The organism is Pseudomonas sp. FJ2-5-13, from assembly GCF_029201605.1.
Taxonomy (GTDB): Bacteria; Pseudomonadota; Gammaproteobacteria; order Pseudomonadales; family Pseudomonadaceae; genus Aquipseudomonas; species Aquipseudomonas lactis.
Genome location: NZ_CP104045.1, coordinates 2,859,650 through 2,871,903, shown reverse-complemented (window position 1 = coordinate 2,871,903; position 12,254 = coordinate 2,859,650). Strand labels below are relative to the sequence as shown.

Below are 12,254 nucleotides of genomic sequence, written 5' to 3'. Positions count from 1 at the left end.
CACTCCTTACAGTTTCTGAAACGCCGGACTCAACCGGCCACTGATGCAATACAAAATAACCGACAGGGCCAGCAAGCCGATGATGATCATGATGTCGCGTACCGACGCCTCCAGGATCAAGGTCACTAGCAGGTAACCGGCACCGAGCACCGCCAGCAATGCCGGCAGCGGCCATAACGGCATGCGATAGGGATGCTCGCGATCACGTAACAGCACCCGGCTCATCAGCGCGCTCAGCGCCACCACCAGGTACACCAGCATGATCAGCAACACGCTGAACGAGGTCAGGTCGGCCAGGTTGGAGCTGAAGCTCAACAGCGCCGAAGGGATCGCCAGAAACAGCGTCGCCAGCCACGGTGAGTCCCAACGCGGGTGGATACGCGTGAACAGCTTGTTGATACTCGGCGTCCACAGCGCATCGCGACCGCTGCTGAACACCACCCGGCCAATCTGGATCACGATGGCGACGATCGCGTTGAACACCGACAGGAAAATCCCGGCGCTCACCAACCGCGACAGGGTTTCATTGCCATGGCTGGTCAACAGGTAGCCGATCGGGTCGGGGCTGCTGATCATCTCGCTCAGGGACGGCGCGCCGATCAACAGTGCGGTGATCGGCACCAACTCAATCACCACCACCAACCCCAGGGACCAGAGCACCGCCTTGTGCACGCCCTTGCCGCCGCACTTCATGTCTTCGGCCAGCAACACCGCCGGGCCGTAGCCGTTGAACGAGAACAGGCCGATACCGACGGCGCCGATCACCAAGGCCCAGGGTGCCAGGTGCAACACGCCGTTTTCGACGATCTGGGGCTGCAACAACACACTGGCCGGCTGCACCGGGTTACCGAAGCCGATCACCACAATCACCAGCAACGCCGCCACTTCCAACAGCAGGCAAGTGCCGGTAATCCAGGCGTTGAGCTTGATATTGAGGATGCCCAGGGCGTAGCTGCACACCACGATCACCAGGGCGACCGTTTGCGCGTCGAACTGGGTGCCCAGGGCGTTATTCAGATAGGTCGCCGCACCGGTGGCCAATACCGGCGGGATAAACAGCAACATCACCAGCACCGTCAGGAAGGTGGCGTAACCAGCCATGCCGCCAAATACGCGCTTGGCATACACGTACTCGCCACCAGCGCTGTTATGGGCGCGGCCGAGTTCGGCGTAACAGAAGGCGAACATCAACGCGAGCAACGCCGCCATCACAAACGCCAGAAACACGCCACTGCCCGCCTGCTGGATGGCAAACGGGGCGATCACAAAGACGGAACTGGCCGGCGTTACCGCTGAAACGGTAATGGCCACGACATCAAAGACGCTCAGGGTGGGCTTAAGCACGCCATCGGGCGCGGGGGTAGCACTCATATCGTTATCCTCTGTCGTTGTTTTTGGTGTGAGGCAGAAACGAAAAATGATTTTCCTCGGGATATGCTTCCCGTTAGACAGTGACGACGTTATCGGCTGGCGGGCCTGTCGGCCAATTCCCCTATTGGCGTACTCCCCTTGACGGTGCTCGCCAGAAGCCTAACCCTTGGCCGATCATTTTAGGGTGGGGATGGTTGGATGAGCCTGTTCCGGGAAGTGGGTATGCATGCGGGGTTGGGCCGCACCTTGTCTCAGATCGGCACCGAGCGGTTCTGGAAGCAGCTGGTACTGTTGTTGCACCAATGCCTGCCTTTCGATAATGCCCTGGCGATTTTCTACCCGTTGGATGGCCCGCCTCAGGCATTGGAAGAGTACGACGCGCAACCCAGCAGCAAACCGGCATCGATGCTGGTGTACCTCAACGGCCTGTACTTGCTCGACCCGTTCTACCAGGCCTGCCGCGAGCACTATGCCAGCGGCGTATACCGCCTGGAGGAAGTGGCGCCGGACCATTTTCGCCAAAGTGAGTACTTCCTCAATTATTTCCACGACAACGTGCTGGAAGACGAAGTGCAATTGATCCTGCAATTGCCTGGCGCCGGCACACTGTCGCTGTCACTGGGCATGCAGCGGCGCTTCAGCTTTGAAGAAACCGGGCTGTTGACCACGCTGTCGGCCTGGGTGTTGCCGCTCATGCAGCAGCATTGGCAGCAAAGCACCCAGCGGGCACCGGCCATGGACAGCCAGATTCGCGATGCGCTGAGTCATTTCGGCAGCGGTGTGCTGTCGGACCGCGAGCTGGAAATCGCCCGGCTGGTGTTGCGTGGGTTCTCCTCCAAGGCCATGGCCGAACGCCTGAAGATCTCACCGGACACGGTAAAAGTGCACCGCAGGCATTTGTACGCCAAGCTGGACATCTCGTCGCAGCCGGAGTTGTTTTCCCTATTCATTCAGTCGTTGGGCCATGACCTGGAGAATCCATAGGCTTAATCCGAATGAAAGAAATTAATATGCTGCGGCAATAAATTTACGCCATCAACGCGTACAGAAAAATTCGGCCCTTCAGGGGTGACCTTGATATTCAAAGTACTCACGCCAAACTCATGGGTCAGTTGCACATCCCCCACGTCCACGGGCGGGCCAGATTGAATATTAATGGCTGAGATATTGTTGTCTTTTAATACTCCGGACACATCGATTTCATCCTCCTTGGGGTTGAAATTCAAGAGAGTGTCTGGATCATCGCTAAGCGAGTCGGTGCTTTTTTCATATTTGAATATATTCTCACCTTGGCGCCCCACCAACTGGTCGGCACCACCGCCGCCGATGAGCACCGAGGGCTCGCCCCGCTTGGCTTCCAGGCGCTCACGCTGGTCTGTGCCGCGCAAGGTCGGCGGGCTGTTTTCCGGATGGGTCCACGTGCCGCCAGTGGGAAGGCTTTCTATTGAGGACATATAAGTCACCTGTCAGAGAGTGAGTGTATGTAAAAGTGTTACGCGTTGCGGATCGAAATCTCTCACGCAGGCAATAACACTTTTCACTCGAAATACTTGACATTAAATGTCTTAAATATGACGTCATTATTTATCAAGGTTACCGCCAATAGCGCATTTATCATCTGGGCGCCAGGGATGCTGGCTTATACTTCAAGCCAGCGGCTTATAAATGTGACCGCCAGCTGATCATCTCCTCGTTCGGATGGCATTCCCTACCCGAGCACCCACGTGATCGATACTCAGTGGTATGGCTTACCTGATCGACTTGGCATCAACCAAGACTTTAACGACGACTGAAGAAATCGATATGCTCAGGCAACAATTTCATGGCATCAATACGAACAGAGAAGTCCGGCCCATGGGGGCGTACTTTGATTGTTAGTCTACTGTCGCCAAAGGGACTATGTGTAATCTGTACATCACCTATTTTCTCGGGCGGCTCATCCTGAATTCTGACTTCTTTCACCCTGTACTTTTTTAACAGTTTTGATACGTCAATTTTGTCCTCTCCAGGATCAAAATTAAAGATAACATCTTCGTTAGTGCGAGAGGAGTCGGAGAGCTTTTCATACTTGAAGGTATTTGCACCCCACGCTCCCCATAAATGGTCAGCGCCTCCCCGCCCGATAAGCACAGACGCTTCGCCGGGGACGGCGACAAGCCGTTCAGCACCGCTCCCCCCCCGTAATACGGGAGTATGAGAGGCCGATGAGGTCCAGGTTCCACCGATAGGAAGGGGGGCGTATGTCGTCATATTGATAACCCTTTAGTCAGTTTTATGTTGAAGTACTACGCATATTTCAGTACGCAACGCTCTCACATTCCCCCCTCATCTCCCAGCCATTATCTTTAACACATCATTTCAAGAAACTGACACTGTACATATCTCGCAACCGTTCATTCGCCCTATCAACCTGATAGTGACTTAACAATCCCGAAAGAGCTCCCTATTGAGAACATTTATTTCAATGGCAGTGTACTGGCATGGCAGTTTGATTATGCGGACACCTTAATTAAGTCCACACTATTAAAAAAACACTCTATGCCAGCACACGAAAGGTAAGAATTATCGCCCAGTGCGAATAGTGTTCCAAACCCGAGTACGCACCCGGTCGATATTCAACGGCATGGCTTCCAGTGCAAATAACTTGCCCATCATTTCCGCGCTTGGATACACCTTGGTATCGGCCTTGATTGCCGGGTCTACCAAGCTGTCGGCCGCCGCGTTGCCGTTAGCGTAGTGCACGTAGTTGGTGATACTCGCCATCACGTCGGGGCGCAGCAGGTAGTTCATGAAGGCATAGCCGGCTTTTTCGTTCGGCGCGTCGACGGGCATAGCCACCATGTCGAACCAGATTGCCGCGCCTTCCTTGGGAATGTTGTAGCCGATATTCACGCCGTTCTTGGCTTCCTTGGCGCGGCTTTCGGCCTGCAGGATGTCGCCGGAGAAACCGACGGCCACGCAGATATCGCCGTTGGCCAGGTCGGCGGTGTATTTCGAGGAATGGAAATACGCCACGTAAGGTCGCACTTTCATCAGTAGGGCTTCGGCCTTTTTGTAGTCCTCGGCTTTTTTGCTGTGGTGCGGCAAGCCCAGGTAATTCAGCGCGGCAGGCAGCAGTTCGGGGCCGTTATCGAGGATGGCGACGCCGCATTTTTGCAGCTTGGCCATGTTTTCCGGTTTGAAGATCAAGTCCCAGGAATCCACCGGGGCGTTGTCGCCGAGTACCGCCTTGACCTTGTCGATGTTGTAGCCAATGCCAGTGCTACCCCACAGGTACGGGAAGCCGTGGGCATTGCCAGGGTCGTTGTTTTCCAGGGCCTTGAGCAGCACCGGGTTGAGGTTTTTCCAGTTGGGCAACTGGCTCTTGTCGAGCTTTTTAAGGGCGCCGCCCTGGATCTGCCGCGCCATGAAATGGTTGGAGGGGAACACCACGTCGTAGCCCGATTTACCGGTCATCAGCTTGCCGTCGAGGGTCTCGTTGCTGTCGTACACGTCATAGGTGAAACCGATGCCGGTGTCTTTCTGGAAGTTCTTGGTGGTATCCGGTGCAATGTAGTCCGACCAGTTATAGATCTTCACGGTTTCGGCGGCCTGGCTGATAGAGGCCACCAACATCAAGGGCAACAGGGCAATGGCTTTCATGGTTCGATTTCCTGGCGGTTTTAGGGCTGTTTTTATGGCAGGCGATCAAGGATCAAAGCGTTACAGAATCAGGACATAGGTCTTGCGCACGGTTTCCTGGATATCCCAGATACCGGTGCTATTGGCTGGCAACATCAGTGCGTCACCGGCTTGTATGTGCAGGGTTTCCCCGTTATCAGGCGTGAAGGTGCAGCGCCCCTGGATGAAATGGCAGAACTCCTGGGACGTGATCTGCCGACGCCAGCGCCCCGGCGTACAGGCCCAGATGCCGGTCTCGACGCCGTCGTTGCGCTCCACGCTCAGGGTCGAGGCCACGGCGATGGGCTCGCCCAGGGGCGCCGCCACCGGTGATGAATCCGGCAGAGGGGTGTTCAGCGTGTCTTTGAATTGGGTGATGCTCATGGGTTTTCCCCTGTGGGTGGAACGACTTAGTGCATGAAACCTTCCATGAAACCGGCAATGCCGGTCGCCAGCTTGCGACGCCAGGGCGCAGTATTGGGGTTGGCCAAGACTTGGTCTTCATGGACAAAACTGCGAATGATCGCGTTGTAGCCCAGCCAGCGGCACGGCTCCGGCTCCCAGGGTTTGAGTGCTTTGAGGCCACCTTCGCGAATAACCCAAGGTTGTTGAGTCAGCAAGGTGTCGCGCCCCAGGATCAAATCGGCCAGGGTGCGGCCGCCGAGGTTGGTGGCGCCCACGCCCTCCCCGCCATAGCCGCCGGACAGTGCGACGCCGGTGTTGTGGTCACAGAGCATGTGCGGTCGAAAACGGCGCGACATGCCGAGGTTGCCGCCCCAGGAGTGGGTGATCCTGGCCTTCTTCAGCTGTGGGAACAGTTCGCCAAACAGGTAGCGACGCAACTCCACTTCACTGTCCGTCAGGTCGAAGTTGTGCCGTAACTGTCCCGCAAATTGATAGCCACCACGTGCTCCGAATACCAGGCGATTGTCGGCCGTACGCTGGCCGTAGGTGACCTGTCGGCTGCTCTCGCCAAAGGCTTGGCCCTGGTTGAGGCCGATGTCCTCCCAGGTGCTGGCCGGCAGCGGTTCGGTGGCGACGATTAAACTCTGCACCGGTAACTGGTAGCGGCCCAACGGCGGCAAGGTGTTGGCGTAACCCTCGACAGCAGGCACCACCCAGGCCGCGCGCACGCTGGCCTTGGCGGTGCGCAGGCTGCCGGACTGCCAATGGGTCACGGGGCTGTTCTCGTAGATCGCTACACCCAGGTTCTCAACGGCCCGCGCCAGGCCACGCACCAGTTTCGCCGGGTTGATGGTCGCGACGTGGGGGGCATAGATGCCGCCATAAGGCTTGGCAATGCGGACCTGCTCGGCCAACTGCTGCGGGCTGAGCCAGCGGTAATCGTCTTCGGTGAGGCCCTGGGCGTACAGCTTGTCCAGATAGCGGCGCAGGCTGCCTTCCTGCTCGGGGTAGCGTGCGGCGCAATACAAGGCGCCACCTTTGCGGTAATCGCAGTCAATGCCTTCGCGGGCCAGCACCTGGGCCACTTCATCGGGAATACCGTGCAGCAGGTCAAACGAAGCGCGCCGGTGCTGGGGAGCAAGCTCGGCCAGCAGGCGGTCTTCCCCCAAGAGGTTGCCCATCAACCAGCCACCATTGCGACCGGATGCGCCAAAACCGGCAGTCTGCGCCTCGATGATTGCAATTTTCAGCTCGGGGGCCTGGCGCTTCAGGTAATAGGCGGTCCACAGGCCGGTGTAGCCGGCGCCGATGATCGCCACATTGACGTCCAGGTCGTGCTCCAGCGACGGCCGCGCCACCAGCGGGTCGTCCAGTTGGTCCATCCATAAACTGATACTGCGCCATGCCGGCATGCCAGGTTCCCCTACCTCGGTTCGATAGGGTCGATCCTAGAGCGCCGCGTCAGGGACTGTCTTGCGCGCGTGCACGCAGAGAAATTTGTTTGAGGTACGCCTTGGGCGATTGCCCGGTGTGCTGGCGAAAAGCGCTGTAGAACGCCGAAAGTGAATTGAAACCGGCGGCAAAGGCCAGATCATCCACCTTGATGGGCGGTGTGGCGCAGTCTAGCGCGGCCAGCAAATGCTGGAGTCGCGCCTGGTTGACGTAGCGATAGAAGCTCTGCCCCAGCACCTGGTTCAGCAGGTAGGACATCTGGTTGCGACTGTAGCCACAGGCCTTGGCGACCCGCTGCAGGTCCAGCTCCGGGTCCAGGTACGGTTGCTGACGCTCGAAATATTGTTGCAGGTCATTGGCCATATACCCCAATTGCTGGGGCGACAGGCCCAGGCGGCTGACCGTCGGGCGCAGCGCCTGGGTCGGTTGCTCGTGCACCAGGGACGCATATTCATTCACCCGCCAGATCAACCCGTCGCGCACGGTAATAGCCTCACTGGTACGAAACGACACCAGGCCCTGGCCGCCACGCAAGGTAATGCGGTACTGGATAAACGCCGTATCGCCATCGGCGCGGATGCGATCAGTGTGTTCAATCGCCTCGTCTGCCTCACGGGGCATGCTGGCCTGCAAGTACTCACGCAACTCGGCATAGCCCACCACACGGTTCTGGAAGAAATCGTGGTACTGGATCTCGGGGTGATAGTAGGCCATCACTCCATCCAGATCGCGATGGCGCCAGCACAAGTGATGGCGCAGCACCAGCGCGCCGGTAGCGTGGGAATTCTGACACTCATCGTCTGGAGCGATGTCGGGCATATCGGGCTCTACCGCGGAAAAAATACTTGAGACTGCCGAAGTTTACCCGCCTCTTCAAGAGTCAAATCGAGCGCCTGACTAATGGCCTTTTGCCTATTCCTCTGTAGGACATGATCCATATCAAAATTAGGCGAAAGAACCGCTGAACGGGCCCAAAAAAGTCACCTTGCAGTTGCGAACGAATGCTATTTTTAAGCCCTTATCTGTCATGACCAGTGAAGGTCCTGGCCCCTGCCGCGAGCTAAAGGAAGCGCTCAATGAACAAGGTGGGCAACATGAGCAAAGTGACATTCCCCAACGCCTGCCAGCTGATGCGCTGGCACTGTCACCCGATGGGCTTCGAGGGCAGCATGGACGCCCCCGGCAGCATGATCGCCCGCCTGTTCGACCGGGCCAGCGGCGAGACCTTGATCGCCATCGCGGGGATCCCGTGCGCCACGGTGATGAACGCGGCTGATGTGGAGCGCATCATCGAGGCCGTGGAGGATGAATTGGAGAGTTTTGTGCCGCCGATTTCGTTGCGGGCGTGAGGCGGGGCAACAGGCCATAGCGGCCCACTCCAACGGTAACCACGATGCGAAGCGAGCCGCTCTTGATCTTGATCTGCTTGTGATCTTGATCTCAGGCGCCCCGTTAAACCACGCTGGCCGGAATTCGACAGGGATTTGGGGGGTAAACCGGCAGGGATGCCGGTTTAGCCGCCCCGCGCCATGGATGGCGCGTGGCGGCGGCCCCCCAAATCACTGGCGGATTACGGGCACACCGAGCCTAGGCGAGGTGCCGAGTGGTGGGGCAAGAGCGTTTTGCTTACTTTTGCGCTGTTCAAAAGTGAGCCGCCGTCAGGGCGGAACCCTAGGTGGCCGTTACCGCAGCAATGGATATGCACTCGGTATAACGGTGTCGACTGTGAGGCCGTCTTCGCGAGCAAGCCCGCTCCCACATTTTTGATCGTGGGGTTTCAGGTAGATAGGCGCCGGCTGGCAGACCGCAATCGCAGGCAAGCCAGCTCCCACATTTTCGATCGTCGGGGTGTCAGGTAGATAGGCGTCGGCTGGCAGGCCGTCATCGCAGGTCAGCCAGCCCCCTTCACTGAACGCTGATCATCAAAAAACACCTTCCTGCCATCCACCCGCTCAGACGCCCTCGGCACATTCACACCCTGGCCTTCCGGCTTTTCCACATACCAATAACAATGGCTGACCGCCCGGGTAATCCCCACGTAGGCCAGGCGCAACACTTCGTCTCTCTGCGCATTGTCATAAGGCTCGCTGTCCCCATCCTTGCCCAAACCCGCCATGCGATACACCTGGTTCTTGTACGGCGAACTGGTGACATGCTGACAATCACCCAGCAAAAACACCGCATCCGCCTGCAAGCCCTTGGCACTGTGATAAGTCAGCTGTTTAAGCCTGCGCGCCTGAGGCGCCAAGCTAGAATCAACATTAACTACAGACTGAATATGCTCCTGAATCAATAACTTATCGCTACCTTTTCGATAAAGCATCAGGATCGAATCGCCCCGCTGATAGTGCTCGAGCAACCGCTGCCCCAGTGCCGCGTCGTCACGCTCCAACACCGTGACGGGCACCAATGCCTTGGGCTCGCCACTGGCCTTGGCCTTCTTGCCCGGGATGGCCGGCGCGCTGCGTACGATATGTTCGGCGGCGTCGATGATGTGCTGGTGGCTGCGGTAGTTCTCCCCAAGCATCACGCGGGTAGTGCTGGGCGAAACAAACTCCTTGTTGAAGTCCATGAAGTACTTGGGCGAACTGCCGCGCCAGCCATAGATCGATTGCCAGTCATCCCCCACGCACAGCAAGGATGAGCGTTGCGCCCCACGCCCGACGTGCATGGCCGGCCCGCGGCTGCGGATTTCCCGCAGGCTGGCGCGGATCCAGGACACGATCTGCGGCGACACGTCCTGAAATTCATCGATCATCAGGTGCGACATCGGCCGCAACAGCGGATCGCTGAGCAGCTTGAGGTTCTCCGGGGTGTTTTCGCCAAACAGGGAGAACATCCGGTTGTAGGTCATGATCGGCGGCGATTGTTCCAGCAGGTGATCTTCCAGGGCCTTCCAGAAAATGCTCAGAGCCTCGAAGAACAGCCGGTCCGGGTCGTCCTTGGCAAAACTCATCTGGCCAACCGCCGTAGGCACATCCAAACCAAGGTTCTCGATAAACCCGGCTGCCATGACAAAACTGTCCAACAGGGGCGCCGAAGCGAGCTCGCCTTTGACCTTGTAATCAAAGCCCGGCCCGGCCGTGGCATCGCCGCCCAGGCTGCTCAAAAGGCGCTTGGAAGATTCGTAATTATCCAGCCATATCAGCGGCTTATTGCAGAAAGCTTGAAACAACGTGCGCTTCACCGCCCATTCTGCACGCACCGAGAGTTTCGAGTTCGGCCGACTGATCTGCGGGTTTTCGCGCCCATCGAACCCCAGTACCACCCAGGCATCCAGCTCCGGGATGTAGCCGTGGCAATGAAATTGCGCGCCGTTGATTTCAAAGGTCTGACGGCTGGGCTCGATGCCTTTGATCGGCCAGGCACCGGCGCGAAACCACAGGTCTTCGATCACATCACAGAGTTCTTCATCACGCTTGGCGGCCAATTCAGTCACGGCCATGCGCTTTTGCACGTCCGGATGATCGCGCTCCAGCTCCTTGAGCTGAAGGCCATGGCGGGCCAGGGGTGCAATCAACTCGCGAAAACGCTGATGGCGGCCATACAAGCGGTGATAACAGGCGTTCATCTGCTGGCGCTGGGCGTCGCTGATACGCAGGTCGAAGGCGTTGCTGTCGGCGTCTTCAAAACCACCGTTGAGGTTCTCAAAGGCTTGCAGCCGTTCAAATCCCGGCAGGCTGCGCACCATCGGCAGGATGCGCGAATGAAAGGTGCGCACCACCGCCTGGGCGTCTTTGTTGCCAAGGGGTTGGCCCCACAGGCTGAGAATCTCCATGAGTTTGTTGATGAAGTCCTTGCGCGACTCGCGGGTAAACGTCACCACCGTCATGGAACTTAGCTCAAAGCCCAGGTAATGGCTGAGCAGCAGGATGCGCAGCACCAAGGACGTCGACTTGCCGGCGCCTGCGCCCGCAATCACCGAGGTCGAGGGCGTGTCGCTGAAGATCATCTTCCATTGCGCCGCACTTGGCTGCGCATGGGCTGGCAGCAGCCGCGCGACATCGGCCTTCATGCGTTTCTTCACCTCTGCGGTGAGCGGCAATCGCCAATCGTCGAACAGGCTGTCATCTATGCCTGGTGCGCGGTGCTCATCGGGGCGAAAGTCACGAATCAGCAGGACCTGGCGGCCCTCTTCAATGCCATCGGCCTTGCCCTCGCGGTAACCGTATTCAACGCCCGCCTCATGCCCACTGCGAAAGCCGTCCGCCTGGCCATGCAACCAGGAAAACCGATGCTGCGCACGCAAACGGGTGAGCCCATGGCCGAACAGGCGAGCGGCAAGCCGCTTCAACAGCGGCATTTCAGCCAAGGGGCGCAGTTCGGGGGGTAGATCAGGCTGTTGTTGCGACACGCGGACTCCTGCGGTGAGCTTGTTTTGACCAGGCCACCATGGTCGCCGGAAACGCCGCCCAGTTCCAGCCAAATGCTTTGCAGTCATGCAGTTAGGCGATGAAGTGAAAGTGAACACCGGGGTAAAACATCGAACAAATAGATAATAATCCGGTAGTTTTTACGCTTTTTCTCGATCATGCGCTGCTGGATGATAGGCCCATCAACAGGAGACGATCATGCTTGAACTTCGACCTTTCACCAGCCTGGGCGGCGCCCACCATGGCTGGCTTGACGCTCATCACCACTTTTCCTTTGCCGAATACCACGACCCCCAGCGCATGCACTGGGGCAACCTGCGGGTGTGGAACGACGACATCATCGCCCCCGGCAGCGGCTTTCCCCAGCACCCGCACCGCGACATGGAAATCATCACCTATGTGCGCGAAGGCGCCATCAGCCATGCCGACAACCTGGGTAACAAAGGCCGCACCGAAGCCGGCGATGTGCAGGTGATGAGCGCGGGCACCGGCATTGCCCACAGCGAGTACAACCTGGAGGCCACGCCGACCAAGATCTTCCAGATCTGGATCATCCCCAATGAGGCGGGCTTGCCGCCGTCCTGGGGCGCCAAACCGTTTCCGCAAGGCAACCGCGAGGGCTTTGTAACGCTGGCCAGCGGCAAGGCTGGCGACACTGAAAGCTTGCGGATTCGTGCCGATGCACGCTTGGTGGCGGCGAACCTGAAGGCTGGGGAAAGCGCGGAGTACCGGCTGGACAGCGGCCGCCGGGCGTACCTTGTGCCCGCCACGGGCGTGATTGACGTCAATGGTGTGCGGGCACAGGCACGAGACGGTGTGGCGGTTGAGGATGAGCAGGTGTTGCGCGTGACGGCGATTGAAGACAGCGAAATCGTGCTGGTGGACCTCGCCTGATCTCAACGCTTGTTGCTATCTAATGTGGGAGGCGGCTTGCTCCCGAAAGCAGTGAACCAGTCGATATCTTAGTTGACTGACCCACCGCTTTCGGGAGCA

Annotated in this window: 11 protein-coding genes; 3 read left to right on the top strand and 8 right to left on the bottom strand. The window is 58.3% G+C overall.

Annotated elements, in window-relative coordinates:
* Window positions 1-6: 6 nt before the first annotated feature.
* Window positions 7-1,371, bottom strand: coding sequence for an APC family permease (locus N2A98_RS12485; protein ID WP_032897426.1), 1,365 nt, complete (start codon window positions 1,369-1,371; stop codon window positions 7-9).
* Window positions 1,372-1,569: 198 nt separating this feature from the next.
* On the opposite strand from N2A98_RS12485, the gene N2A98_RS12480 reads away from it, so the two are divergent.
* Window positions 1,570-2,355 carry a helix-turn-helix transcriptional regulator gene (locus N2A98_RS12480; RefSeq protein WP_003191146.1) on the top strand — a complete coding sequence of 262 codons (786 nt, stop codon included), beginning with the start codon at window positions 1,570-1,572 and terminating at the stop codon, window positions 2,353-2,355.
* Between the two features lie 2 nt (window positions 2,356-2,357).
* On the opposite strand, the gene N2A98_RS12475 is transcribed toward N2A98_RS12480, so the two are convergent.
* From N2A98_RS12475 to N2A98_RS12450, 6 genes are all read right to left on the bottom strand, one after another.
* On the bottom strand, window positions 2,358-2,825 hold the full coding sequence (locus N2A98_RS12475) for a M10 family metallopeptidase C-terminal domain-containing protein (RefSeq protein WP_047710822.1): 468 nt from the start codon (window positions 2,823-2,825) through the stop codon (window positions 2,358-2,360).
* Between the two features lie 325 nt (window positions 2,826-3,150).
* On the bottom strand, window positions 3,151-3,621 hold the full coding sequence (locus N2A98_RS12470) for a M10 family metallopeptidase C-terminal domain-containing protein (RefSeq protein WP_275623528.1): 471 nt from the start codon (window positions 3,619-3,621) through the stop codon (window positions 3,151-3,153).
* A gap of 312 nt (window positions 3,622-3,933) precedes the next feature.
* The gene (locus N2A98_RS12465) at window positions 3,934-5,013 is read right to left on the bottom strand and encodes a polyamine ABC transporter substrate-binding protein (protein WP_069558124.1); all 1,080 of its coding nucleotides are present in this window, start codon (window positions 5,011-5,013) and stop codon (window positions 3,934-3,936) included.
* A 60-nt stretch (window positions 5,014-5,073) separates the two neighbouring features.
* Window positions 5,074-5,415, bottom strand: a complete 342-nt coding sequence (locus tag N2A98_RS12460; RefSeq protein ID WP_003191142.1) for a cupin domain-containing protein — start codon at window positions 5,413-5,415, stop codon at window positions 5,074-5,076.
* A gap of 26 nt (window positions 5,416-5,441) precedes the next feature.
* Window positions 5,442-6,848: an FAD-dependent oxidoreductase gene (locus N2A98_RS12455; protein ID WP_275623527.1), complete on the bottom strand. Its 1,407-nt coding sequence runs from the start codon at window positions 6,846-6,848 to the stop codon at window positions 5,442-5,444.
* A 49-nt stretch (window positions 6,849-6,897) separates the two neighbouring features.
* A complete protein-coding gene (locus tag N2A98_RS12450; protein ID WP_003191139.1) occupies window positions 6,898-7,707 on the bottom strand; it encodes a helix-turn-helix domain-containing protein in 810 nt (269 codons plus the stop codon).
* A gap of 257 nt (window positions 7,708-7,964) precedes the next feature.
* Between N2A98_RS12450 and N2A98_RS12445 the strand changes: the two genes are divergently transcribed.
* Window positions 7,965-8,237 carry a DUF1652 domain-containing protein gene (locus tag N2A98_RS12445; protein WP_275623526.1) on the top strand — a complete coding sequence of 91 codons (273 nt, stop codon included), beginning with the start codon at window positions 7,965-7,967 and terminating at the stop codon, window positions 8,235-8,237.
* Between the two features lie 542 nt (window positions 8,238-8,779).
* On the opposite strand, the gene N2A98_RS12440 is transcribed toward N2A98_RS12445, so the two are convergent.
* Window positions 8,780-11,242 (bottom strand): UvrD-helicase domain-containing protein, encoded by a 2,463-nt coding sequence (locus tag N2A98_RS12440; protein WP_275623525.1) that lies wholly within the window; start codon window positions 11,240-11,242, stop codon window positions 8,780-8,782.
* Window positions 11,243-11,459: 217 nt separating this feature from the next.
* On the opposite strand from N2A98_RS12440, the gene N2A98_RS12435 reads away from it, so the two are divergent.
* Window positions 11,460-12,155, top strand: coding sequence for a pirin family protein (locus tag N2A98_RS12435; protein ID WP_044273697.1), 696 nt, complete (start codon window positions 11,460-11,462; stop codon window positions 12,153-12,155).
* Window positions 12,156-12,254: the final 99 nt, after the last annotated feature.